Origin of the sequence: Microcoleus sp. PH2017_24_DOB_U_A, from assembly GCF_020738205.1 — a bacterium.
In the GTDB taxonomy this organism is placed as follows: Bacteria; Cyanobacteriota; Cyanobacteriia; order Cyanobacteriales; family Microcoleaceae; genus Microcoleus.
Genome location: NZ_JAEQCT010000130.1, coordinates 1 through 25,660, shown reverse-complemented (window position 1 = coordinate 25,660; position 25,660 = coordinate 1). Strand labels below are relative to the sequence as shown.

The window sequence follows — 25,660 nt, the reverse complement described above, 5'->3', positions numbered from 1 at the left end:
TTTTGGATTTAAAGGCTAATTCGTCAATTTCAACAAAACGATTCTCGGTGGATTTAATGATGTGCCTCTCTGCTAGTTGCATTCAGACTCTCCATTTTTTGACGATCGCAATAATTCTCTTGACCATTTTGACTAGATGATACTACTATTGCTTACTACTGCTTACAAACTTAATAAAGTTTTATAATACCAATTTAATGTGAACTTGCACATATCCCGATCTCCCCTAAGTTCCCCTGAATAAGCAGGCTGATTTTATTGTCATCATAGGTACGTAGTTGCGCTTTAGCGTTCTTTCCTAATATTATAAAGAGCGCTAAAGCGCAACTACGTACCTAATTTGTATTCGGATTCTATGCAGCCTCATAAAAAATTCGTATAACTCTGCTTTTGATTATTCATTAAAATTAACCAATAGGTAACTCAATCACAAACTCCGCTCCCTGTCCAGGTTGGGAATTGCAGTAGAGTTTCCCCCCATGCTTTTCCGTCACAATCTGGTGACTCATTGAGAGTCCTAGCCCGGTGCCTTTCCCGGCATCTTTGGTTGTAAAGAATGACTCAAATAAGCGTAATTTCAACGCTTCATCGATGCCTGAACCATTGTCAGCAATCCTAATTCTGACCCAATTATCTTCGATAATTTCAGTTTGAATTTGAATAGAAGGAATCAGCACGAGTTCAGAATTATCAGAATTTTTACTTCGATCCATTACATCATCTAGGGCATCAATACTATTGCCAATAATGTTCATAAATACTTGATTTAATTGTCCAGCGAAACATTTAATCTTTGGCAACTTGCCGTAATTTTTGGCAACAGTAATTTCCGAATAATTATTATTGGCTTTGAGTCTGTGTTTCAAAATTAATAGCGTGCTGTTGATGCCTTCGTGGATATCGAAAGCAATCTTTTGGGAAGAGTCTGCTCGTGCGAACAACCGCATGGAATAACTGATATCGCGGATACGTTCAGCACTCTGCTGAAGAGATGCAAGCATTAGGGGTATATCTTCTTCTACAAATTCTAGCTCAATGGCTTCAGCGTGTTCGATAATTTCTGACGCAGGTTCGGGGTAATGCTGCTGATAGATGTGCAAATGTTCTAGTAAGTCTTTTAGGTATCTGTCAGTATGGGTTAGGTTGCCGGCTATGGAATTAATTGGATTGTTAATGTCATGGGTTACTCCTGCAATCAACTGTCCCAAAGTCGCCATTTTTTCATGTTGAATTAGGCGTTCTGTGGATGCGGCTTGTTGTTCCTGTAGCAGTTGCTTGACTCGTCGAATCATTTGATTTAGGGCTGTTGCTAATATACCAATTTCATCTTGAGTGGTAACAGCAGCTTGTAAATCAAAATTGCCCGTTTGGGTTGCTTCCTGGGCAATATGGGTGACTTGCTGGAGGGGACGAGCGATCGCCCGACTGGTATAAATCGCGAGGAAAATGGCGATCGCCACTGACAAAATCATGCTCCCAGCAATAACCTGTACTCGTAGCACCTGTACATTTGCAAACTCAGTTTTTGCTTCTTTGTAATCTTTATACGCCCTTACCTTTAATTGCTCTATATCTTGTAAAAATTTCTTCAATTGCAGCGATGTAGGACTGCTACCAAAAGTCAAGAGCTGGCTGCGGAATATCTGAATTTCTGCGGGTGATAATTCAGCGGAATTAATTGCCTTTAATATCGCCTCTGTCTGCTGCAAGTAAGCCTCTGGAATCTCTTCATTGGCTTGCAGAAAACGTCTGACGGTATTTATTTCAGCAGGTGACTCGTCAACCTTATGATTTTTTGTATCCCCTTCCGAAGATTTAAACTCAGACCATTCTTTTTTGAATAGAGCCACATGGTTTAAAAAATAGGAATACTGTTGGTCTAGCAAATCTCGATTTTCCAATAGCATCAGGATCTGCTGTTGGTGGAGGAGAACTTGAACGAGCTGGATCTGCAATTCACTGATGAATTGAGTTTCTTCGATCGCATTTTGTTCGTGTCTAACAGCTTGTTGATGATATTGGTCAGCGATCGAGATTCCTGTAGCGGTTCCCAGAATTGCCACTCCCAGCGCCAGTCCATAGCCCACACTAATCTTTTGTCCTACCTTGAGACAACTGAACCAATGCTTCAGATGACGTAAACGCAACTTTCGCATAAATGAATGCTTTAAGAAATGGCTCTCATATAGATCTAATAAGAGACCAAGTTTAAATCTATTTTTAGGTTCGGGCATAGAACTCATGGTGGACACTGGATATATTATAATCACAATTACTTGTAAAAAACAAAAACCAGGAATGAAAATAAATCAACTAATTCGAGAATTTTCCTCAGGTCTCCTAATAGTAAATAGATCGGGCGCATCTGGTTTTGGAAGAGGGCGAAGCATGACCGCATATAAGTTATTAGTTATAATCTCCTATTTTCTGCGGTCATGCTTCGCCCCTACAGATATATTTACCTTGCGCCAGATACACCCCTGTGCTTTTTCCTTCTGTGTCTGCTTCAATCCTCAACTTTCAAAGCTCTTCTTGCTAATTTTACATAAGTTTTCACAGTTTCATAAGGCATTTCCAAATCAGCAGCAATATCGAACAAAGATTCCCCCAATTCCCGGCGCGCTAAAATCGTCGCCCAAGTTTCCGCAATCTCACCAGCCCGACTCCCGCCTGTACGCTTTCTGTGCGCCATAAACTTCTCTGTCAATTCATCGATTCGCGCCGCCAATACGCTTTGGATAGAGACTTCGGGTAGGGATTCTGTCAACCATTGCGATCGCGTTTGTCCCAATCCAAAGGTTGTTTTGTGGCCCGTGCCGCAGTAAGGTGCTAATTGCCCCAAGGCATAAAATAATTGTACAAAATCAGGGCGCAATCCGGCCGATCGCCCGATCGCAAATTCCACAGCCCCAGTAAATCCCGTTACCATGCCTTTTTTGCCCGCCGCCACCTTTTGCGACTCCAACTTGTGGCGGCTAATAATTACATTTTCGTCAATCCAATTCAGAAATTCTGCTTGGTCAACATTCATACCCGAAAAGTTATTCCAGCGGCGCAAATAGCTGTGAAAAACATTTTCGGGAACTGGTAGCGGGAAGTGATGCCCTTTGCTGCGAAAGCTTGTAGGAGTTACAAAACTAAGTTTTATGTTTCTAGATAATGGATGTTCTGCTGTTAGCAATTGCTGGTAAGTTGTGGGAGAAAAAGCAATATCCCAAGAGCGAATTACCAGCGGAGCATTTCGCAAATCAATCTCTTGGGGCAAATTTTGCAGCCACTGACTCAGCCATTGTACTACTTGCTGGGACAGTCCTGTGACATACCAGCGGTAAATGCGATCGCCCAAAAGCTGAAATTCCTTACCGGCTGGAAGCAAATCACCCTCCAATCCCGAAATAGTAAAGGCTTTTTCTGACTGCGAGTCGTGCAAAAGTTGGGATAAATCCGGGTCAGTTTCCTGAATTTGATGCAAAAACCAAGCGTGCAAACCTATAGCATACTGCGCGTACAGATAGCTAGCAGCACGGGGGGTCAATTCAAACACTAATCCGACTAACTCGGTGTCAGCCGGCCAAATCAGTCCCGAGGAAGGAACTTTTTTGGTGCGGGTGGGATGCGGGGAAATTGCCATGAGATGCCGGAAACAGGGACAGCGGTCTCATATTTTATCTTTTTTTATCCCCGTTGGGGGATGTTTTTGTCTGGGCGGGCGATCGGTCAAATCTATTAGCAGCTCCAAAAACCGGGTCAACCGCCAGTTTCCCGAAATCGGAGGGATGCAGAAAAATCACCAAAAAACCGACAACCTAAAACTCAATTTTTGTCAAGTTTTTCCTCATTGTAAGTAAAGAGAAATATCAAGTGTTTAAAATCACATTCTGGGGTACAATTGTCAAAAGCTCGTAGCATCCTCAACTCCGATCCTCAACTATGAACACAACAGAAAAATCCAAACTCTCCAACGAAAAAACTTTGGAGGCGATGAAGAATTTCTCCGAAACCTACGCCAAGCGCACCGGAACTTACTTTTGTTCCGAGCCTTCAGTCACTGCTGTCGTCATAGAAGGACTAGCAAAACACAAAGACGAACTAGGCGCTCCCCTATGCCCTTGTCGCCATTACGAAGATAAAGAAGCTGAAGTCAAAGCCGCCTACTGGAACTGTCCTTGCATTCCCATGCGCGAGCGGAAAGAATGTCACTGTATGTTATTTCTGACGCCAGATAACGATTTTGCTGGAACTAATCAGGAAATTAGCATGGATCAGATTCAAGCAGTCAGAGAGACCATGTAATCGGTTAAGTAGGCGGTCTTCAGTTGACAGTTGACAGTTGACAGTTGACAGTTGACAGTTGACCGCTTGACAGTTGACCGCTTGACAGTTGAGAGCTACCTCTACCTGAAAGAAAGAGGATTGGAGTAATGAATAGTCTTCTTTTAATTTTTCCCGATCGGGCTTGGGGCTTTAAACCAATTCTTTCTGGTAAAATTGGTAATTGTTGTGAAAATAGGTCGTAAATCAGTTGACAATTGACAGTTGACAGTTGACAGCGACCTCAACGATCGCCGCCTACTCTAACACGCATCCCCAATCCAAAATCCCAATCTCCAAGCGAATGACAGAGGAAATGCCGATCGAGTTTTGGCAAGGTATCGAACAGTTTAACAGCCAAGATTTTTACGCTTGTCACGATACCTTAGAGGCTTTGTGGATGGAAGCCGGCGAGCCGGACAAAAGATTTTATCAGGGAATATTGCAAATTTCTGTCGCGCTTTATCACCTAAGCAATCAAAACTGGCGCGGTGCAGTAATCTTGCTGGGAGAAGGCATAAATCGGCTCAATTATTATCAACCGAGTTATGCGGGAATTGCCGTTGAAGATTTGCTCGGACAAAGTGCTAAACTCTTGAGTGCTTTGCAGCAAGCTGGCCCGGAAAAAGTCGCTGAATTTGTACCGTTGTTAACAGGTGCAGAAGTTGCAGGCTTGCGATTGCCGCGAATTATCAAACTAGAACAAACTTCAATATGAGCAGGCTGGTACACCGAACTCGATCGATAAAAGGAGATTGCGATCTGGAGTAAGCAGGGGTTGATATACATGAGCGACCTGCGGTATTTTTATGCCATTTTATGTATTGTACCGCATTTGCTATATAATTAGCAGTTAGCTGGACTAAACCAATGATTAGGAAGACTCATGAGTTTTAGCCGCATTCTTACAAACATTTGCTCCGATCGACTTGCTGAAAGCCGAGATTTTTATGTGACCTTGCTTGGCTTTGATGTGAGCTACGATAGTGATTGGTATGTTCAACTTCGTAGTCCGTCTAATAAAGAACTAGAGTTTGGAATCATTCTTCGTAGTCATAGTTTAGTTCCACAAGAATATCAAACCGCTCCTTCAGGTATGTATGTAACTTTTGTGGTTCCCGAGGTTGATCTAGTCTACGAAAAAGCAGTAGCTATGGGGCTTCGCATAGTTCAAGAACTAAGAAACGAATTTTATGGGCAGCGTCGATTCTTAACTGTTGATCCGAATGGTTGCTTGATAGATATTTGCTCACCATTTAGTGAGTTGGAAAAATGAAGATTACATCTGTATTGAGTTCAAGTAGTTGCAATCAATTTTTTGCTTTGATTTAGGTAATGAGTATGCGCCAGCCAGCTAACAACCCCAATGCACACTGACCGCTGATAGGTTATCAGTTTGAGTTTGAGTGTATCTGCGGCGGGTGATTGGGAACGTTAGGTTGCTTCAGGTTAATGCTGAGACAGTCATAAGTAAGAATAAACATGGATACAGAGGATACAGCAGCCCGATACGATCGTATTGCCCACTGGTGGCAAACTCAGCATCAAGATTCGCTTTATGGTATCCCACAGTTGGAGCGTGCTATTCAATTCACCCATAAAAAGCAGGTAGCTCTTGATATAGGGTGTGGAAGCAGTGGACGCTTTATTAAAGTCCTAAGCGAACATGGATTTCAAGTGGAAGGACTTGATATTTCCTCAGAAATGATTGATTTAGCCAAACAACTGCATCCAAACATCGTCTTCTATCAAGCAGACATCTGCTGTTGGAATCCTCCCAAACCCTACAGCTTGATTGTTGCTTGGGACAGCACATTTCATCTGCCGCTAGATATGCAAGAATCTGTGATGAAAAAGCTATGCAATGCTCTTGAACCTGATGGTGTATTGATGTTCACGTGTGGGGGTGGGCATGAAGCAGGTGAAGTTTCTGGAACATTTCAAGGTCAAGACTTTGAGTACAGCACACTAGGTGTAAATGCTTTCCTAAAGATTCTGAGTGAGTCTCAATTTACATCCCTTCACCTTGAATACGATCAATATCCTGAGAATCATGTTTATATCATTGCTCAAAAGACTTGAGCGACGATTGGAATGGATTTGTACCAGCTTGGGTAGTTAATGTTGCCTATGGAAGTATGATGGCTGCAAAGCGCAGGCTAACAGTGCGTTGGAGCCGGGGCAAGCAATGGGAAATTCACAGCCGCACGCTGGATCGAACGGGACAATGTGGACTAATTGTTTCCAAAGATTCTGACTTTTATCAGCACAGTTGTAAGATTATCTTTTTGCGGACAGCTTATGCAATCTACCTTTGAGACTGCCCGAAACTTCCCGATCGCCCAAACCGTCAAAAAACTTGCTTTCTCCAGTAAATCATCCAAACAGGCGAAGAAAGGGCTATTGTCTTGCTAGGATAATTGGTTGACGCTCTCGGGCAGGTCGATCGACCTTACGGGAATTTTTCACGGCCGTTAAGATAAAATACCTAACCGATCGGGTGTGGTGGATCTAATCTCCATAGAGAAAAATCAGGGGTGAGATAATGCCCTTCAGCAATTTCAAAAATTTTGAGGCTTGCAAGCTATGATGCCCTCCGCTAAACTACTCAATTCCCGCCTATTCAAAGGATTATCGCTGCTGTTGCCGCTGACTCTGGCTGGCGCGATCGCCTCTCCTACCTACCCGCAAGCCGCACCGCCCCGCACTCTTTCCGTGCGATCGGACATCCAAGAAGCCGACTCCAAAACCGGCATCGTGACAGCCCGCGGCAACGTCCAAATCAACTACCCAGCCCGCCAAATACAAGCAACCGCAGCTCAAGCTCAATACTTCAGCCGCGAGCGCCGGATCATTCTCAGCGGTGACGTGTACGTATTGCAGCAGGGAAACAGCCTGCGCGGCGAAACCATCACATACCTGATTGACGAAGGGCGGTTTATTGCGCTCCCAGACAATCCAGGACAAGTAGAATCCGTCTATCTGGTGGCGCCAGAACAAGATGCAGCAGCCCAAAATTCGATCGGGCCCAAACCAGCTCCGGTTAATCCAAATCCCGCTGTTAAACCGCCCGCCCGTTCCCGAACAGCTCCTAAGTAACAGCCCCCGGTAGCAGCAAAATTTCGCATCGGCAAAAACATCAACTGTTGCATATCTACCTAAAACAATAATTTTTATTGCCATTCTTGTGGAACAGGCATCCTGCCTGTTCCGATCTCAAAGCTGAAATGCGCGACAATCGAGAACCCAGAATAGATGCGAATGACAGTTGACAGTTGACAGTTGACCAACTGATGACTGATGACTGATGACTGATGACTGATGACTGATGGGTGCATCTCAGTTTTGCTTTTAATAGTGCGAGCGTCCCCGCTCGCGTATTGTACAATACGCGAGCGGGGACGCTCGCACTCAAAGAAAAATGCTTTTTGCAAAAATGAGATGCTCCCTGACTGATGACTGATGACTAATGACTAATGACTTCTTCTTAAAAGTTGCCTCGACGAGCATGAAAATTGTACTCGAAAATATTCACAAATCCTACGGAAAACGCAATGTAGTCAGTCGCGTCAACCTTTCAGTAGCCCAAGGAGAAATCGTCGGACTCCTCGGCCCCAACGGTGCAGGCAAAACCACAACATTTTACATAGCTACCGGATTAGAAAAACCCAATCAAGGAACTGTTTGGCTCAACGATTTAGACATCACTAAATTGCCGATGCACAAACGAGCGGAGTTGGGAATAGGCTATCTCGCTCAAGAAGCCAGCATTTTTCGCAACATGAGCGTCCGCGACAACATTTTGTTAGTTTTAGAACAAACTCAAGTGCCACGCTGGGAATGGAAGCAGCGAGTCGATTTCCTGTTGCAAGAATTTCGCTTAGAAAAAATAGCATCCAGTTTGGGAATTCAAATCTCCGGGGGAGAAAGACGGCGGACTGAGCTAGCAAGAGCCTTAGCCGCTGGGCGAGACGGCCCGATGTTTCTATTTTTAGACGAACCGTTTGCAGGCGTCGATCCGATCGCCGTTGATGAAATTCAGACGATTATTGCCAAACTGCGCGATCGTAAAATCGGCATCCTGATCACCGATCACAACGTCCGAGAAACCCTCGAAATTACCGATCGAGCCTACATCATGCGAGACGGGCAAATTTTAGCCTCCGGGGCTGAAGAAGAACTCTACAGCAACCCTTTAGTGCGGCAGTATTACTTAGGCGACAACTTCGTGCGATAGTCTTTGATAGCAACCACGAACCGAGTAGCGGCGGGTTCGCCTACATATAAATATCCCAGCCCAGATATCTATAAACCCGCCCTCCCCACTATAAAAACACAAGACTGAATTTTAGAATTGAGAAGGTAAATTTTAACTTGAGGAGCGATCGGCAAAAACGCCAAAGTATGAAAATAGCAACGTCCAAATCCTTCAATCCCCTCAACTGGCTGCCGAGAATTTCAGTAATGGACTGGTACATTACCAAAGAACTAATCGGCCCATTTCTGTTTGGCGTCGGACTATTTACATCAGTCGCCGTCACCGTGGGAGCGTTATTTGAATTAGTCCGCAGAGTAGCAGAATCAGGCCTCCCCTACGGCGCCGCCCTGGAAATTTTTCTGCTGCAAATTCCGTACTTTGTAGTATTAGCTTTCCCCATGTCAATGCTGCTAGCAACCTTAATGAGCTACAGCCGACTCTCCAGCGACAGCGAACTCATCGCCCTCCGCAGTTGCGGAGTTAGCGTTTACCGATTGATAATGCCCGCAGTCATTATGAGTTTAATCGTTGCCGGCTTCACCTTTGCTTTGCAAGAATTAGTTGTACCCGCCGCCAGTTACAGAGCCACTTTAACTTTAGACAGAGCCCTGAAGCGAGAAAAACCGACATTTCAAGATCGAAATATTATTTACACAGAATTTCGCAAACCCGAAAAAGGTGGCGAAGAAATCCTGTCCCGCTTTTTTTATGCAGAACAGTTTGACGGCCAGCAAATGAAAGGTTTAACAATTATCGATCGCTCCGCACCAGGTCTCAATCAAATCGTTTCTTCAGAATCAGCGACTTGGAATCCCTCAGAAAACACCTGGGATTTTTTCAACGGCACCGCTTATATAGTAGCTCCAGACGGCTCTTACCGCAATATAGTTAGGTTTCAACACCAGCAGTTGCAACTTCCCCGCACGCCCTTAGATTTAGCTGCGAGAGTGCGAGATTTCAAGGAAATGAATATTGCTCAAGCTTTAGAGCGTTTGGAAATCATTAAAAACAGCGGCGATGCACCGCAAATTCGCAAACTCCGGGTGCGAATTCAAGAAAAATATGCTTTTCCCTTCGTGTGCTTGGTATTTGGTTTAGTGGGAGCCGCTTTGGGAACTCAACCGCGGCGATCGGGCAAAGGCACGAGTTTTGGTATTAGCGTAGTGGTGATTTTTACTTACTACGTATTTTCTTTCGTCACCAGTTCTATGGGCGTGAAAGCTGTTTTAACACCGATTCTATCGGCTTGGTTGCCGATCGCCTTTGGCTTAGGAATCGGCGGATTGTTGTTGGGAAGAGCCGCCTCTAGGTAAGTTTTACCAATCAAATTGGGAATTGAGAATTGGAAAAATTAACAGTCGTAGGGTGCGTCGCTCAAGAAAAATCTCTAACTCAATATCGACAATCTCATGGCGACGCACCTTATACCATTTCTCCAAATTTTTACTACAAAAAAGTGTTAGGTTTGTTTCTTCCATCCGTGTTTTTCAGGTGCGGATCTGTAAAAATGTCTGTCAAATTCCGGCATTGTCAAGGGCGACACACCCTACAATTCAACCGGGTTTTTCAGGTGCGGATCTGTAAAAATGTCTGTCAAATTCCGGCATTGTCAAGGGCGACACACCCTACAATTCAACCGGGTTTTTCAGGTGCGGATATGTGAAATTTTCTGTCAACTTCAGGGATTCTCAAGGGCGACACACCCTACAATTCAACTTCTTCCTTCGGGAGCATCTCATTTTTGCAAAAAACATTTTTTTACAGTGCGAGCTCGTATAGCTCGCGACCTTCTTCCTTCTTCCTTCTTCCTTCTTCCTTCTTCCTTCTTCCTTCTTCCTTCTTCCTTCTTCCTTCTTCCTTCTTCCTTCTTCCTTCTTCCTTCTTCTTTCTTCCTTCTTCCTTCTTCCTTCTTCTTTCTTCCTTCTTCCTTCTTCCTTCTTCCTTCTTCCTTCTTCCTTCATTTAAGGATTAGCAAAAGTATTAATTTCGCCGCCACCAATATAGCGTCCCGGAGTCAAAGAGCGAGGTGTAGAAAAAGGTTGCGGTTGAATTGGCTGCCCGCCCTGATTGGTGTTTTGAGGAACTGCTCCAAAGTTAGGCTGGCTTGGCAAATTAATCTGACTTGGTTGAGGTTGTTGAAATTGAGAATTCGCTGAATTGGGAGAGAATTGAGGATTAATGATCTTGTTTACTCCCGTGCTAGGGGATTGCCCGAAATTCGGAATTAGCGGTATTGGTGAAGGTGTGGCGACAGGAAGCGCCACAGGTTGAACTTCCGGTATCAAGCCCGAGTCGGATAAATTAGTTTGATAGGGATTTTTGGGCAAAGCCACCGTTGGAACCTGTGGAGTAATTGTGGGGATGACTGATGCTTTGGAATTTAACCCGGTAAATGATTCAGGAAGTGTAGCTGCCGGGTTTAAAAATTGTTGAGAGTCGCTAATAATTGTATTAGTAGAAGCCGGAAGTGGGGAGATTGTCGCAGGAACATTCCCAGGATTTGCTTTTCCTTGAGCTGTAGCGACCGTTGGCAACAAATTTGCCGGATTTGTCCCAGATCCAAGGGAAGCCGGTCGATCGAGCAATTTAGGGGTGTTTGCACTTTTCACGGCCGCCGCCGTTGCTGAAGTGTCAGCAGCGACGTATTTTTTCATGGCTGCTTGCAGCGGACTCAAAGGCACAGGATTGTCGTTTTGTTTGCTGGAATTACCGCTACCTGATGCTTCCGGTGCACCCGCAGACTCAGGCTCGATCGCTCTTATGCCGGAAATGGTCGTCCCACTGCCAGATAAACTCAAATCAGATGTCGGGTTTGAACTTGGTAAGCTGGAATTTTGCGGGTTATTGTTGACTGTCCCAATCGCAGGATTTTGTAAATTTGACAGCGACACAAATGTGTTGATTGCCGCCGACTTTGGCTCTGAAGAGGGCTTAGGCTTTTCTAAGCCGCGAGTGCGAATTTCGTCGAATAAACCTTTGCCTTTGACTGCTGATGAATTGAACAAGTTCAGTTCAGAATTGGAGCGATTGAACTGATTGACTAGCACTGGCAAGCTGTCGATTTCAGCAGCAATGGCACTATCTTCAGCAGACAGTCCGGGAATCGCATCTGGATTGTTTGAGTTTGCTGCTTCTTCTTCGCCATCTATGCTCAACCTTTCTGGATGTACGGAGACTTCCCAGATAAATAACCCCCCCGCACACAGCACGGCTAGCGGAGCCCAAACCGACGGTTGCGTCCAGTGGCGGAAACGCGCTATTAGATAGCGGACAGATGTAGGAAATTTCTTAAAATTTGACATAGTTTTGCTTCCATCCGAGCCTCGGGACCTAAAACTATTTTCCATAGTCTACCATATCAATCTTGATGATTTTTGCTGTCCCCAGGTAAGTGCGATCGCGATTTTGATTGCAAGTTGCGAAAAACATAATAGCAGAAGCAAGAACTATGAAGGAAGTTCCATTACATATATCTTGTGAAAAGTGCAATTAAGAACGTCCTAACTCTCGGAAACTGTTGCTACAGATGTATGCCACAGGTGAAGCTCGATTGAGTACCGACCGAAATAAGTTTTGCCCAGCAAAATAAAGCGGAAATAATGATAAAATCAGAGTTGACGCGGTGTAGAGCCTTCCAAGCGTGTCAGCCGATCGACCTCAAAGCAAAATGTCAAGGCCGAATTTGAGTAATTGCCCAGCTCCAGACGAAGAGAAAAGTTGAGAGGAAATTAATGAAAAAAGTAGTAGAAGTATTAGCAAATCGGGAAGAACTCATAGAGCGATCGCTCGCGGTTGTCCTGTCCAAAATCCCAGCAGCGATCGCAGAACGTGGAGTTTGCACGATCGCCTTGGCGGGTGGCAGCACACCAGAACCGCTCTACAGAGCGATCGCCACCCAAGACCTGCCTTGGGACAAAATTCACGTTTTCTGGGGTGACGAACGCTACGTTGCGCCAGATCACCCGGACAGCAATCAAAAAATGGCGCGCCTCGCTTGGCTCGATCGAGTAAACATCCCCGCCAGCAACATCCACCCCATGCCCACAGGCGCGGCTGACCCCGCAGCCGACGCCTCGACGCACCAAACCGAATTGCAGCAATTCTTCAAAATATCCGACGGCGAGTTTCCCGCTTTCGACATCATCCTATTGGGCATAGGAGACGACGCCCACACAGCCTCTCTATTCCCCGGCACACCAGCCTTACAAGTCCGTGACTCCCTAATAACCGTCGGCAACAAAGACGGTCAACCCCGCATCACCTTTACATTCCCCTTAATCAACCGCGCCCGGTGCGTCATCTTCATGGTGGCAGGAGCCAGCAAACAACCCGCCCTCAGTCAAATTTTTGCCCCCGCAGCCGACTCCATGACCTATCCAGCCAGACTCATTCAACCAGAAGGCGAACTTTGGTGGCTGCTCGATGCTGCGGCAGGCGTTGCAGTAAAATAGCTGAGAGAGCCTCCAGAGTCAGCACTGTCAGCAGTATTACTAACTCAATCTTTTCCTTCGTTCCGAATGTCACGGCGCGAACTCAGTTGCTAGTATTAGCGAAGCAATATAAGAATTGTGGCGGTTAAAGTTAAAATTTGACCATATACACAACTATTTTTACGAGGCTGATTGGAAAATCTGGCCGATAGCAAGGAGAAATCGATGATTGTCTGTCCCAATTGCAATCACCAGAACCCCGACGGGGCCAGCCAGTGCGAGTCTTGTTACACGCCTTTACCCGTTACCGCCAGTTGCTCAAACTGCGGTGCAGCGGTTCAGACAGATGCAGCATTTTGCGGTCAGTGTGGCTTTAATTTGCGTCCGGGTTCCTACGTTCCAGAAGTTGAGGCGACAGTACCGTCCGTCTCGCCTGTGGGCCCCACAGTGGTATCGCCACTGGTGCCGGACTTAGGATCAACCGAACCGCCGACGATCGCAATGGAACCTCTAGTTACCCCACATCAGGGGCCGAACTTGGAAAAAACTCCCGCCAGCATTCCGACGATTCCAGATCCCTCGCCGTCGCTCTCGGTTCCTGTTACAACAGAATCGGTGACAACAGCACCAAATACCTCTCCCCCGGTTCCCGACCCACAGCCAGCGGGTGTGGCTAAAACTCAACTGCAACAGCAGTCGGCGCGACTGATACACGTTCAGACAAATACGCCGATGGAATTGCCTCACAATCTCGCTGTGATTCACATTGGCAAGCCAAATGACTTGGTGCCGCCAGATATTGATGTTTCGGGATTTGCTAATTCTGAGATAGTTTCTCGGGTACACGCAAATCTCCGGGTGGAGGGAGATGCTTGCTACCTAGAAGATGTAGGCAGTTCTAACGGCACTTACGTCAACAATACTCCCCTGCCCAAGGGAAACCGACATCGGTTGCGACCGGGAGACCGCATCTCTCTGGGAAAAGGAGACCTGGTTACGTTTCTATTTCAAATCTCTTAGATCGAGTTTGGATTGGGCGATCGAAAGTCTAAAATCTAAAATCGCATCTTGAGGCGCTCTACCAAAACTCAATGCTGCCAATGTGATTAAGCTGACCTTGCTACATCCACTCCAGTCTATTCCCGTCCGCAGTTGGATCTTTGAAGACGAAGAGGTCGTCCGGATCGGGCGATCGACGGAAAACCACGTCGTTCTTTTTAGCGCTGTGGTTTCTCGTCGCCACATCGAATTGCGACGCAGCGGCATTAATTGGGAACTGATCAATTTAGGTACCAACGGTACTTACCTCGATGGTAAGCCGATCGCTAAGGTTCCCGTTGTGGACGGTCTGATCGTTCACTTGGCTCGCTCGGGCCCGAAAATTCAAATCAACGTCGGTGGGAATCAGTCCTCAGCCCAGTTAGCACAAACTAGCGTCAAGTCAAGGGATGCTAAGGCAATTCACGCTCCCTCCGGGGGCGCACTGCTTAGCACGATTCCTATTCCCAGCCAAAAAGAAATTGGCACTTCCAGGGAAGAAGACGAGTTAACTGAGGCAGAAAATACTCCCCATTATTCGGAAGAAAAAGAAGAAGAAGAAGAAGAATATTAAATCGACATCTTTGGACGATCGACATTTTTCTTGCAGGCGGCACTCAGGAGTTTATTTATGAGTACATCACAACAGATTGTTAAGCGCAGCGAACTGATCAACCGCCGCACGATCGACCGCCGCACGGCGGAAGAGGTCGGCAGGGTAGATCGGCTTTGGCTCGATCCTCACTCCCAGCGGGCGATCGGCTTTACTTGCAAGTCGGGACTTTTGGGCAACAAAAAACGCTGGTTCGCTTGGGCGCAAGTTGATACGGTGGGCGAAAATGTTTTGGTGACGATTAACCCGGAACTTCCGGAATTGCATCAGCCGGAACAAGCTGTTTGTCCGATCGGCCTTGAGGTACTTACGGACGCAGGAAATAAGGCAGGTACGGTGGTTGACTACCTATTTGATGTCCGGACTGGTTCTGTTAGGGATTACCTGTTTAAATCTAGCGGCTGGCGCGGCGTTTTAGACGGGATTTACTTGTTGCCGGTGCAGGCGATTTCGACGATCGGCAGCAAGCGGGCGATCGTCTCTGAGGCTGCTGTATCCGAACCCGTGCAGTACGCGGAGGGACTGCACCATAAAGTCGGCATGGTAGCCGAGTTTTTACAGGAAGATCTTGACAGAACTCTTAAAAATGTGGCTGGCGTGAAGCGGAACGCTCAAAATCTGGCGGAAAAACTTCAAGATAAAGCTATAGAAGTCAGGGATGTAGCTCAAGAAAAAGTCGCAGAGTTGAAGCGCCAAAGGGATGAATCTGTACCGCCCGATCCGGTGGAACCGCCAGAGTCGGATTTGCCCTGAAGTGCGGCTTTCCCGATCGAGAAAGTAGCTGCTTGCCGATCGCATTTTTGGGGTGGCCGGCACCCGAAAGCTCGATCGGTACAGAGTACGCGAAATAGAGGCTTTCTGGGCGAGGAATTCCAGTGCTCAAAGCATTGTATTTTAAAGGTATCGCATCAATACGAAAAATGTTAGCAACCCTAAAAGACCTATGCTGTTTGAGAGAACCAACTCCTATTTTATCTAGAACCCGCAGCCTTAATAATTGGTTAACTTCTGTAGGGGCAAACAGCAATTCGCCGATCGTCGCAGACTGTCGCCCGATCGACAACTCGAATCAGCGGTGCAACCAGCACTCGTCTGAGTTGAATTCTCCGATCGATCTGTGGGAAAATGGTCACTCCACCGATCGATCGGCCCAGATGGGCGATCGGCCGGGTAGCTCCATCCGAGATTCAATCGATCGAGAACTTCGCACTGCTGTCAATCGCGGCCAAGTTCACCAGATTAATATCGTGTTTGGTGGCGATCGAGGACAGGCAAAGTTCGCACCTGGAGTCCAAGCCAACAATCAAAAGTTTGTTCAAATGCCTCAAGCAGTCAAAACTTCAACTTTTACGGCAAAGCGAGGGAGTAGCGGCGCACTGACAACGCCTTTAAGCATCAAATCTTTTGCGGTTTTATCGCAAAAATTGGTTCTTGAAGCATCCCCGTTTCAGTCATGCGGGGGAGTGTCAAAACATCAGTGATTACCTTAACTCTGCTACATCCTATTCAGTCTGTCCCAGTTCAAAGTTGGTGTTTTGAATCCGAATCTGTGGTTCGGATCGGTCGATCGAACGACAATGATGTAATTATTTACAGCGCTGTAGTTTCCCGCCACCACGTAGAGCTGTGGAATCATTCTTATGGCTGGGAAATTATTAATTTTGGCGCTAACGGCACTTATGTAGATGATAAGCCGATCGCTCAGGTATCGGTAGCGGACGGGATGACAATTCGCTTGGGCAATTCCGGACCAAAAATCCGAATCCGGGTGGGGGCGACGAATGTGCAACCGAGCCCAAAAACTCGACCACCACAGCGCGAACTCACCGACAAAAAGGCCGAAGTTTCACAAGACAAATCAACAGCTTGGTCTGGGCCTAGGAGAATCATGGAAGACGATGATGGAGCGCTGACTCACATCGATTTTGAATGACCCGCTGCTATCTATGGGAGCTAGCAAATTTCAACAAAATTCAGGCTGCATTGCATTCGATCGTCTGGTCAGTTAATATAGCTGAATTTTCAAGTTACCCATTTTCATACCCTGATTAAGCAACGTCATTCTCTAATACCCGCTCAACCTTCAACCGATAAGATTTGAGGGATATCGCTCGATATTACTTCTGTTTCGCTGCTTGCCCAGCGGCGGTAATCTAAGAGCAATTGATACATCAATCGCTGTTTGACGCTTAGCAGTACACTCTTGAGCAAGCCGTTGCCCGTTGCTTCTAAAATTGGTTTGGGCGTCAGCCAAAACGGTGGCGGTAACTCGACTTGCACCTCTAAATCCGCTTTTCCCTTCAAGTACGCTACCCCACTATTTTGATGTACGTAAAGCTTTCCTTTAAGATTGAGAGCAAAGCGATCGTTTATATAATCCACACCAAGAATCGAGCAGGCGACTGACTCCAAATTGATTGCGCCCTCCGACTGCGCCCATACCCTCATGTCTACTGTGGGTTGAATGCTGAGCATCATAAATTGTAACGGTCGCATTTTCAGGCGGAAACAGTCATCGCTTAGTTGCTCTGTGCGAGTACGATCGACTAAAGCGTTTACCAATCGCCTCGGCTGGCGCAGATAATGTTGAATGGGAACCCGTTCATCTGGTACGGCGATCTCAACGGATTGGGAAGCATTAAAACGGGTATACATGAGAATATGTCAATATGTGGGATTCGTAAGGATATCTTAATAAACTATAACTTTTTTAAGGTGATTTGAGTCGCGCACTAACTCGCCCACTCGCCCCATCTCATCCGAGAAATAACGGATAAAAGCTTTTGGGACTCAGGCTAATTTTTTCATCATACTTGCTGGCTGATGAGAGTAAAGCAAACATTTGTAACGCAAAATTGCCGATTATTATGAAAATTTCCTTAGCAAAGCCCTCGAAGAGGATCGCACATCTCGGCCCTGTAGGTACCAATGCAGAAACAGCGGCTCAGGCTTATGTCAATTGGTTGAGCCGGGAAACTAACTCCGAATGCACCCTGTATCCTTATTCCACCATTTCTCAGGCACTAGAGGCATCTGCCTCCGGGCTGGTTGATTACTCAATTGTGCCGGTAGAAAATTCCATAGAAGGTAGCGTCACTGTCACCCTAGATACCCTGTGGCGGCTGGATGCACTGCGAATTAAACACGCCCTGGTTTTGCCGATTTCCCACGCACTGCTGTCAAATGCTCAAAATTTTAACCAGATTCAAAAAGTTTACTCTCACCCGCAAGCCCTAGCTCAGTGTCAATTGTGGTTGGCCGAGTTTATCCCACAGGCTCAGTTGATTCCGGCTAATTCAACGACGGAAGCGTTGCACTATCTAGAAGATAGCAGTATAGCGGCAATCTCTTCGCCAAGAGCCGCCGAACTCTACAAATTGCCCGTGCTAGCGAGCCCGATTAATGATTATCCCGACAATTACACTCGATTTTGGGTACTTGGCTCCGATGCAGGAAAATTAGGAAACTTCGCAGAATCCCACGAGTCATCAATGACATCCGGCACCACACTAGCGGCTAACTCGCACCTAGATTCAACTTCGGCGAATTGTACTCACACGTCACTAGCTTTTAGCGTACCTGCTAATATGCCCGGAACATTGGTAAAACCTTTGCAAGTATTTGCCAGTCGCGGTATTAACCTAAGTCGCATTGAATCTCGGCCGACTAAGCGATCGCTCGGAGAATATATCTTCTTTATGGACGTGGAAGCCGATGCTTGTTCTACATTAGTGCGATCGGCACTAGAAGAGTTAAAAAAACACACGGAAACTTTAAAAATCTTTGGTTGCTACACTGTACTGTCAGTAGTATGATTGTATTAATACTTAGGGGGCTAGCGAGATGAATGCTGATGAACTTCTCAAGCGATATGCAGCCGGAGAAAGAGATTTTCACGAATCCAACTTAATAGGTGCTTCCCTGTCACAAGCTTCCCTACTTCATATTTGCCTCGCCTGTGCCAATTTAAAGGACATAATTCTAGCTGAAGCAGACCTAAGTGGGGCTAACTTAATTGGTGCAAACCTCGAAAATGCTTGTCTGATCATGGCGGATCTGAATGGGGCAGATCTCAGGGGATCGAAGCTAACTCGTGCCAGATTAACAGGGGCTGAGCTGATTAATGCAAACCTGGAAAACGCCAACTTGGGAGACACGAAAATGATTGGTGTCAACTTAACCGGGGCAAACTTGTATAAAGCGAACTTGATGGAAGCCAACCTGATAGATGCTTGCTTAGATGAAGCCAATCTCGAAGGAGCAAATCTCAGTGAGGTAAAACTGCGGGGAGCAAGTCTCAGAAGAGCCAACTTGAGAGGAGCATTTTTGTCTGAAAGTAACCTTCAGGATGCGGATTTGAGAGAAGCTGATTTGCGCGGTGCTAATTTGAGCGGGGCATTTTTGTGCGGCGCTAACCGCGAAGGCGCTAAGTTAGATGAGGCTACAAATTTAAGCAGGGCAATTCAGTTTTGCATCAGACAAGTCTGAAATCAGGCAATATATCCGCACATAATCCGACAGCTAAGGACTAAAAAATATAGTATTCATTTGGCTAAAAGTGCAGTTAATTTGCTCCTGTACCTTAGAAAAATGAACCTGCATCTTTAGTATTTCTTTCTTAGAATTAGCTTCGGCAATCTTACTTTCCAAAGCTAGCAAGTTGCGATTGAGAGTTTCTACTCGTACAGTTTGGTCGTCTAAATCTATCTTCTCTTTTGCTACCTTATCCAACTCTATTTGCTTGCGAACCCAGGCTTGTCGAACGGAGTTCTCATCGCCTTTCTGAAGAGCTAGCAAAACTCGCTGCTGCCACTGATTGGCTTGGGATTCAGATTGATTGTACTGCCACTGAATCCGCAGTTGGGCTGAAATCGCGCTGCCAACAGCCTGACGAAGTTCTTTGAGAGGTTCCTGAATTTCTAAGATTAATAAATCCCAAAAATTCATCAGTTCGCTGGTAAAGCCTTCGCGTTCTACAGAGGCTACTAATGCTTCTAAGAGCAACAAATTGGGTTCCATCTGCTGCACAGTTGTCTCAAATATTAACTGTGCTTCTGATAACTGCCGATCGCCTTTTTCTGAGACTGTACTGGCTGAGTTCTTTAAGATTTTTTGAGTCCTGTCTGTCGCTGTTTCTGAATCTAAACTTGCAGGTACGAAGGCTTGTAATTTTTCGCGGGCGATCGCGCTCAGCCTTTCTCGCAGCAAATCGCAGGCCGCCCGCTGCACTGGCCCTGTTTCGCTTTGACAAATCTTGATGACTATTTTTAAGCCTGCATCGCCGTAATTGAAGGCTTCCTTTAGCGCTGCAATCCGATGTTCGCTGACTGAACTAGACAGTCGGTGTCTGACTCCTGCTAGTCCGCCGAGTACCACACCGCCCACCGGAGGCGGCAGTTGACCGCCTCTAACTGCATCGTATGGTTTCGGTTCGAGATTTTCTAACACAAGCATTTATAGCAGTTGACAGTTGACAGTTGACAGTTGACAGTTATAGCACTATCCACTGCTAACAGTTCCCAGCCATTCCCTTTGCTTTTCGGAACAAAAAGTTTAAAATCGGTGTTTTTCCGATGGAACAATGTTTGGGACGGTTGCCTCGGAGTTGTTATCCGAGGCAGAACTGAGGATGCTTCAGTTCTGTGAAAATTGACTACTTGAGCGTATCTTTGAGTACAGTCCTTGCTGCCAAGTGATTGCGAGTGGAAGTTAAAATTTCGGTTTCGCGTTCCAATCTCGCAGCAGTATCTTGCAATTCTAAAAGAGTTTGCTGTTCTGTAGCTGCACCGTAAAGGTAGCTGGCTACCCAGTAGGATAGTTCTGTGGGCAAACTGGGAATGTCTTCGGGTAGGTCGATCGGCTGATCCATCAATTTGCTAGAGAGGCGAACTACATCGCGAAGCAGTTGTTCGACTTCTTTGCCCAAAGATCGGAGGTCTTTTTGTGGCGGTTCGTCTTCAATCCATTCTACTAAACCGACTAAATAGGGTTTTTCCCGAACGGCGTCGAGGACTCGGAACCGCTGCTGTCCGAGAGTCATGATTTTCATGCGATCGTCCGGGAGGCGCTGACAGTGAATGACTTCGGCGCAACAGCCAACGCCAGAGACTTTGTTTTGGTTCGGGTCCCACATGAGCACACCGAAACGGCGATCGCCCTCCAGAATCGTGTTCATCATAATTCGATAGCGAAACTCGAAAATTTGCAGTGGCAGCGGTCTACCTGGAAATAGAACCACTTCCGGCAAGGGAAATAAGGGGAGTTCGCGAACTGCTACAGAGGAGGAGGATGCCATTGTCGCTCAAAGGTGACGGTACTTGCGCTTCTTTTTCTTACTTTAACTGATTTGAGTAATTCCGGGCGGGGGTGAGGGGCGATCGGCGGAAAATGCGGTTAAGGGCGATCGGCCCTTTAGGCTGATGCGTAGGGTCAGAAACCGGGTTTTTCCGCAAAATCCTGGTTTTTTACCCACAGATTAGATAAAAAACCCGGTTTATTTCGGCTGATGCGTCAGCCTTGCATAACTTATTTACCGCGCCCAAGGTACTTGAATTTCAATACCTACTTTTTCACCGAGGTCGATCGTACTATTAGCCAAATCAACAGCACCAGAGATCCCAACTCCGATCGCAGCCGCCCCCGCTACAATACCTTTTAAACATTTCTTTAATCTCGGTCTATCCCATTGATCTTTCGGTTTATTAATTTCAGTTTCGACATCTTGAATATCGATAATTATATCATCTCGAATATCTTCAGGAAACTGCATTGCGGTTTCTCGCATGGATGAAATTAGTTTGAGAAGTTCTACTGTATTGGCGTTATCGATATGAATACCACCAGAGGCTGTTTGTTGGGCGCTGTCTTTGACTTCGTTAGCGATAGCTACGCTGCCGATTTGTGCGCCGGGAAAGTTGTTATTTTGAGGATAATTTTGAGTCATTTTTTTACCGTCGATGTTGATGTTTAATTGAATGCTAGAAGTATCTCCAGAGTCAAGTTGATTGATTCCAGAAAGTCGCTCTTTCTCTTCCCATTGTTGCAAATTATCTGGGAAATCTTCCATCAAGCGGCGCACCTGAACCATTTGATAAGATTTGTCGCATTCGACTTCGTATCGGTGGTTTGCCAAACGGCGGCGCAGCTTTTCAAAATCGTAGAGGTGAGGGTCTTGGCTGCCTTGGCATTGCTGACAATTGCAAGGGATGAATTCTTGGTATTTTAGGCGTTTATCATAAGTAGCATGAATTTTCCAGAGTTCGTGGCGGATGCGGTCTAAAAGAGATTTTTTCTGGTTGCCGGAAACTCGAATGCGGATTTCTCGTTGGTGGTAATTCTCGATAACTTCGGCTTTGGCGTAATTGTCGGCGAGGATGACTCCATCGCGCCAGACAATATCCCCCCTACCCTTTGGTAAATCGGATTGAGGGCGGTAGATTAACAAGTGCATTTCTACGATGAAGCGGGTAATGATGCCTTTGGGCATGAAGTCGTATTCGTAGCGCAAAATCAGGTTATCGGTGTCGTCCCAGGCGTAGTTGGGCGTTTCGAGGGGGAGAAGTTGCGGGGCGATGTATTTTCCGGGTTGGCAGGGGATTTCGTAACACAGTTTGAAGTGTTTCATCAAGTGCAGCAGTTCGTCGTGCAAGTCTCGGTATTGTGTGTCGCCCCAGATTTGCTTGAGATTTTCTCGGGTGAAATACCCGCAGTTGGCGATGATTTCTGCGTTATCTGTGACTTCTCCATTGTCGGTGACTTTTTTGTTGCCGATGAGTTTGTAAACAGCGTTGGTTGCCAATTCGGGACGCAAGATGACTATGTTTTTGAGGATGGGATCTTTTTGGAAATGCAGGATGATGCCCAAGTCGTGGAGGTATTTACTGAGACTCAACATCGCTGTTTTATCGGACTTTTTGAAGCCTTGGCTGACGCAAATGTTGAAAAATTCACCGACTTCGATATGGGTTTGGCGTTGGGAATAGTTTTCCAAAACATAGCGGACGTTTGCCCAGCGTTTGGGGATGGGCGTGCTGATGTGTTCGAGGGTGGCGATGCGGTTTTGCAGGGCGCGTTGGAGGTCTGCGAGTCCGCGATTGGTGGCGAGATTGGTAGGGAAATCTTTTTCTAGGTTGCGAAAGTCACGCCGTTGTTGGGAGAGGCTGATTTCGCAGCGGATGTCTTGTTTTTCGTTTTGGACGAGGAAGACGGGACTGCCCTTGCTGAGGAGTTCGATGATACTCAGCCAGTAGCAGAGGTTGGGGTTTTGGCGGCGGTTATCGACGAGGAGGACATATAGAGAACGTTCGGTGAGGAAAAATTGGTGGGTGGCGTGGTAGATTTCCTGTCCGCCAAAGTCCCAGAGGTGAACGCGGAAAGGTTTGCCGTTGGGTTGTGGGAATTCCCAGCGCATCACATCGATGCCTTCGGTGGAGGGTTCTCGTTCTTTGAGTTCGTAGTTGGGGTTGAGGAGTTTGTTGGCTAGGGTGGTTTTGCCCGCTTCGCCTTCGCCGACAATCAAAAGTTTGGCTTCGTTGAGTTCTTCGGTAGCATTGGGGTCACGAGTTTGGAAGTAGAAATCGAGAATGTTACGCACATCCCTAGGATTTCCAGATAATTTATTTTTCCCTAGGATTTCCGGCGGAATTGGTATCGGATTACCCCGCAAATCCAATTTTTGCAGCTTGTCCATTTTGCGCAGAGATTCGGGAATTTCTGCTATCTGATTGTTAGTGAGGTCAAGCTCTGTCAAATTCGACAGTTGCCCCAGAGCTTCGGGAATTTTTACTATCCTATTGTTACTGAGGTAAAGGTGTGTCAAATTCGACAGTTGCCCCAGAGCTTCGGGAATTTCTGCTATCTGATTGCTACTGAGGTAAAGCTCTGTCAAATGCGACATTTTCTCCAGAACATCTGGAATTTCTGCTATCTGATTTTCCCAGAGGTAAAGCTGTGTCAAATTCGACAGTTGACCCAGAGCTTCGGGAATTTCTGCTATCCGATTGCTCCAGAGGTAAAGCTGTGTCAAATTCGACAGTTGACCCAGAGCTTCGGGAATTTCTGCTATCCTATTGTTACTGAGGTAAAGCTGTGTCAAATTCGACAGTTGCCCCAGAGCTTCAGGAATTTCTGCTATCCGGTTTTCACCGAGGCTAAGCTGTGTCAAATTCGACAGTTGCCCCAGAACAGCGGGAATTTCTGCTATTTGATTGCTATTGAGATCGAGTTGTGTCAAATGCGACATTTCTCCAAAAAATTCTGGAATTTCTTCTATCCAGTTGCCACTGAGATAAAGCTGTGTCAAATTCGACAATTTTCCGAAGAATTCTGGAATTTCTTCTATTTGATTTTCACTGAGATCTAGATGTGTCAAATTCGACATTTTCCCCAAAATCTCTGGAATTTCTTCTATCTGATTGCCATTGAGATCGAGTTCTGTCAAATTTGACAGTTGCCCCAGAACATCTGGAATTTCTGCTATCTCATTGCCACTGAGGCTAAGCCGTGTCAAATTCGACATTTTTCCCAAAATTTCTGGAATTTCTGCTATATCATTGAAACGGAGGTCAAGCTGTGTTAAATTTGACAGTTGCCCCAGAACTTCTGGAATTTTTGCTATCTGTGAATCCCAAATCTGCAAACATCGCAATTTAGAGAATTTACCAATTAATTCGGGAATCTCTGGCAGCGCCGTTTCGGACAAAGAGAAAGTCCTAATGTTCTCCAATTTGCCGAGACTTTCAGGTAGGGATTCTATAGGATTTGCCCACAGGTAAAAACCTTTCAGATGTTGAAGTATTTCGATTTCATCTGGCAAAAAATTAAGTTTATTTCCACCAATTTTCAGGGTTTCGAGTAGCTTAAGATTTTTAATCTGTGGGGGTACGATCGCAATTCCATTTTCCCGACAATCCAGATAAACAAGCTGATGTAGCTGAAAAATACAATCGGGCAGTTGGGTAAACCGATTTTTAGGCAAATGCAACGCCTTGAGATTCACCAGTTGACTCATTTCATCAGGCAAACTGGATAAGGCATTAAAACCAAGTTGTAAGATTTTGAGATTGGTAAGCTTACCAATTTCAGGAGGCAATGCCGTTAATTTGTTGCCCAAGCCTTCATATTCATCAATCCACTTCCCCAAAATCAAACGCTGAAGCTGCGTGCACTTGCCAATCTCCGGCGGCAATTCCTCCAACCCCAACCCCGACAAATCCAATACTTTGGAGCCCTCTGAGGCGGCTTTATCGATTAACTGCAACAACTCCTCTCTCGTCATACCCTCGATCTCTCCGTAGTCTTCATTTATTGTGACAGTATTTTTTGTTTGGTGGGGACTTATAGCAGTTGACAGTTGACCGTTGACAGTTACTTTGGCCACCCGTGAGGAATCTAAGAAACCGGGTTTTTATGGGTTTCTGCGCTGTTACCAACAATTTTCGTAAAAACCCGGTTTCTGGCCACCCGCGCGTCATCTAAGAAACCGGGTTTTTTTGAGTTTCTACGACTTTAACGCGTCTTCTCTGCAAAAACCCGGTTTCTGGCGATCCGTGCATAATCTGGAGACGAAAAAAGCTCGGAGTGTGGAAAATTTGTTAGACTGGAATTGTTAGCTAACGAGTCGATCGACCGTACTTTGCACGCAAGGTGAATCATTATGCTCCAAGCATTTGAAGGGATTTACAGAAATGGAGTCATCGAACTTTTAGAATTTCCGGAAAACATTTATGAAAGCCGCGTGCTAATTACTTTTCTAGCTGCGCCATCCATACCCAAATCGCCTACATTTATCCAGTTTGGAATGTTTGCAGGCCCTGGGCAATCCACCGAAGCGGATTTCGAGATTGCACAGTTTCAAGGGGATGCAGGCGATGAATTGGATTGGTCGTAGCTGCCAATGAAATATGTCATCGATACCGCTCGTAAAAACCTGGACAAAGCTACCCAAAAGTAGTCAATGTTAGACATCTACGTTAGTAATTTTAGTCCACAGTCCTAAAACTACAGGAATAA

At 46.0% G+C, this 25,660-nt stretch carries 24 protein-coding genes; 16 read left to right on the top strand and 8 right to left on the bottom strand.

Going from position 1 to position 25,660, the window contains the following annotated elements; all coding sequences use genetic code 11:
* Nucleotides 1-407 precede the first annotated feature (407 nt).
* Nucleotides 408-2,087 carry a HAMP domain-containing sensor histidine kinase gene (locus JGK07_RS29385; protein WP_293291168.1) on the bottom strand — a complete coding sequence of 560 codons (1,680 nt, stop codon included), beginning with the start codon at nt 2,085-2,087 and terminating at the stop codon, nt 408-410.
* A gap of 419 nt (nt 2,088-2,506) precedes the next feature.
* Nucleotides 2,507-3,631, bottom strand: coding sequence for a CRISPR-associated endoribonuclease Cas6 (gene cas6 / locus JGK07_RS29380; protein WP_293243326.1), 1,125 nt, complete (start codon nt 3,629-3,631; stop codon nt 2,507-2,509).
* A gap of 299 nt (nt 3,632-3,930) precedes the next feature.
* Here cas6 and JGK07_RS29375 point away from each other — a divergent pair, with 299 nt between their 5' ends.
* The 7 genes from JGK07_RS29375 to JGK07_RS29345 all read left to right on the top strand — a co-directional run bounded on the left by JGK07_RS29375 (nt 3,931) and on the right by JGK07_RS29345 (nt 9,882).
* Entirely contained in the window at nt 3,931-4,293 is a 363-nt protein-coding gene (locus JGK07_RS29375) for a ferredoxin-thioredoxin reductase catalytic domain-containing protein (protein ID WP_293157224.1), read from the top strand.
* 322 nt (nt 4,294-4,615) lie between these two features.
* Nucleotides 4,616-5,029 carry a DUF309 domain-containing protein gene (locus tag JGK07_RS29370; protein WP_293186444.1) on the top strand — a complete coding sequence of 138 codons (414 nt, stop codon included), beginning with the start codon at nt 4,616-4,618 and terminating at the stop codon, nt 5,027-5,029.
* Nucleotides 5,030-5,197: 168 nt separating this feature from the next.
* A complete protein-coding gene (locus JGK07_RS29365) occupies nt 5,198-5,587 on the top strand; it encodes a VOC family protein (RefSeq protein ID WP_293186411.1) in 390 nt (129 codons plus the stop codon).
* A gap of 206 nt (nt 5,588-5,793) precedes the next feature.
* The gene (locus JGK07_RS29360; protein WP_293186412.1) at nt 5,794-6,393 is read left to right on the top strand and encodes a class I SAM-dependent methyltransferase; all 600 of its coding nucleotides are present in this window, start codon (nt 5,794-5,796) and stop codon (nt 6,391-6,393) included.
* A 504-nt stretch (nt 6,394-6,897) separates the two neighbouring features.
* Nucleotides 6,898-7,410, top strand: a complete 513-nt coding sequence (locus tag JGK07_RS29355) for an LptA/OstA family protein (RefSeq protein WP_293186414.1) — start codon at nt 6,898-6,900, stop codon at nt 7,408-7,410.
* 409 nt (nt 7,411-7,819) lie between these two features.
* On the top strand, nt 7,820-8,548 hold the full coding sequence (gene lptB, locus JGK07_RS29350; protein ID WP_293186416.1) for an LPS export ABC transporter ATP-binding protein: 729 nt from the start codon (nt 7,820-7,822) through the stop codon (nt 8,546-8,548).
* 167 nt (nt 8,549-8,715) lie between these two features.
* Entirely contained in the window at nt 8,716-9,882 is a 1,167-nt protein-coding gene (locus tag JGK07_RS29345; RefSeq protein ID WP_293186417.1) for an LptF/LptG family permease, read from the top strand.
* Nucleotides 9,883-10,257: 375 nt separating this feature from the next.
* Here the strand turns inward: JGK07_RS29345 and JGK07_RS29340 are convergent, their stop codons facing one another.
* Both JGK07_RS29340 and JGK07_RS29335 read right to left on the bottom strand, forming a co-directional pair.
* Nucleotides 10,258-10,530: a hypothetical protein gene (locus JGK07_RS29340; RefSeq protein ID WP_293291166.1), complete on the bottom strand. Its 273-nt coding sequence runs from the start codon at nt 10,528-10,530 to the stop codon at nt 10,258-10,260.
* Nucleotides 10,531-11,871, bottom strand: coding sequence for a hypothetical protein (locus JGK07_RS29335; RefSeq protein WP_293186419.1), 1,341 nt, complete (start codon nt 11,869-11,871; stop codon nt 10,531-10,533).
* A 429-nt stretch (nt 11,872-12,300) separates the two neighbouring features.
* On the opposite strand from JGK07_RS29335, the gene pgl reads away from it, so the two are divergent.
* The 6 genes from pgl (at nt 12,301) to JGK07_RS29305 (ending at nt 16,583) form a co-directional block, all read left to right on the top strand.
* Nucleotides 12,301-13,020, top strand: coding sequence for a 6-phosphogluconolactonase (gene pgl / locus JGK07_RS29330; protein WP_293186421.1), 720 nt, complete (start codon nt 12,301-12,303; stop codon nt 13,018-13,020).
* A gap of 204 nt (nt 13,021-13,224) precedes the next feature.
* Nucleotides 13,225-14,019 (top strand): FHA domain-containing protein, encoded by a 795-nt coding sequence (locus JGK07_RS29325; protein ID WP_293186423.1) that lies wholly within the window; start codon nt 13,225-13,227, stop codon nt 14,017-14,019.
* An 82-nt stretch (nt 14,020-14,101) separates the two neighbouring features.
* Entirely contained in the window at nt 14,102-14,611 is a 510-nt protein-coding gene (locus tag JGK07_RS29320; protein ID WP_293186425.1) for an FHA domain-containing protein, read from the top strand.
* 57 nt (nt 14,612-14,668) lie between these two features.
* Nucleotides 14,669-15,403: a PRC-barrel domain-containing protein gene (locus JGK07_RS29315; protein ID WP_293186427.1), complete on the top strand. Its 735-nt coding sequence runs from the start codon at nt 14,669-14,671 to the stop codon at nt 15,401-15,403.
* 167 nt (nt 15,404-15,570) lie between these two features.
* Nucleotides 15,571-16,131, top strand: coding sequence for a hypothetical protein (locus JGK07_RS29310; RefSeq protein ID WP_293186429.1), 561 nt, complete (start codon nt 15,571-15,573; stop codon nt 16,129-16,131).
* Complete coding sequence (locus JGK07_RS29305) at nt 16,128-16,583, top strand: FHA domain-containing protein (RefSeq protein ID WP_293186431.1); 456 nt, start codon at nt 16,128-16,130, stop codon at nt 16,581-16,583. Before JGK07_RS29310 ends, JGK07_RS29305 begins: the two co-directional genes overlap by 4 nt.
* A gap of 143 nt (nt 16,584-16,726) precedes the next feature.
* Here JGK07_RS29305 and JGK07_RS29300 read toward each other — a convergent pair whose 3' ends face one another.
* Entirely contained in the window at nt 16,727-17,305 is a 579-nt protein-coding gene (locus JGK07_RS29300; protein ID WP_293191369.1) for a DUF1997 domain-containing protein, read from the bottom strand.
* 212 nt (nt 17,306-17,517) lie between these two features.
* On the opposite strand from JGK07_RS29300, the gene pheA reads away from it, so the two are divergent.
* Entirely contained in the window at nt 17,518-18,465 is a 948-nt protein-coding gene (gene pheA, locus JGK07_RS29295; RefSeq protein WP_293208501.1) for a prephenate dehydratase, read from the top strand.
* Between the two features lie 28 nt (nt 18,466-18,493).
* Entirely contained in the window at nt 18,494-19,138 is a 645-nt protein-coding gene (locus JGK07_RS29290; RefSeq protein WP_293186437.1) for a pentapeptide repeat-containing protein, read from the top strand.
* Nucleotides 19,139-19,171: 33 nt separating this feature from the next.
* Here JGK07_RS29290 and JGK07_RS29285 read toward each other — a convergent pair whose 3' ends face one another.
* The 3 genes from JGK07_RS29285 to JGK07_RS29275 form a co-directional block, all read right to left on the bottom strand.
* Nucleotides 19,172-20,104, bottom strand: a complete 933-nt coding sequence (locus JGK07_RS29285; RefSeq protein WP_293226286.1) for a PspA/IM30 family protein — start codon at nt 20,102-20,104, stop codon at nt 19,172-19,174.
* A gap of 199 nt (nt 20,105-20,303) precedes the next feature.
* Nucleotides 20,304-20,945: an LON peptidase substrate-binding domain-containing protein gene (locus JGK07_RS29280; RefSeq protein ID WP_293226283.1), complete on the bottom strand. Its 642-nt coding sequence runs from the start codon at nt 20,943-20,945 to the stop codon at nt 20,304-20,306.
* Nucleotides 20,946-21,179: 234 nt separating this feature from the next.
* The gene (locus tag JGK07_RS29275) at nt 21,180-25,028 is read right to left on the bottom strand and encodes a leucine-rich repeat domain-containing protein (protein WP_293226281.1); all 3,849 of its coding nucleotides are present in this window, start codon (nt 25,026-25,028) and stop codon (nt 21,180-21,182) included.
* A gap of 276 nt (nt 25,029-25,304) precedes the next feature.
* On the opposite strand from JGK07_RS29275, the gene JGK07_RS29270 reads away from it, so the two are divergent.
* The gene (locus JGK07_RS29270; protein ID WP_293186443.1) at nt 25,305-25,538 is read left to right on the top strand and encodes a hypothetical protein; all 234 of its coding nucleotides are present in this window, start codon (nt 25,305-25,307) and stop codon (nt 25,536-25,538) included.
* Nucleotides 25,539-25,660: the final 122 nt, after the last annotated feature.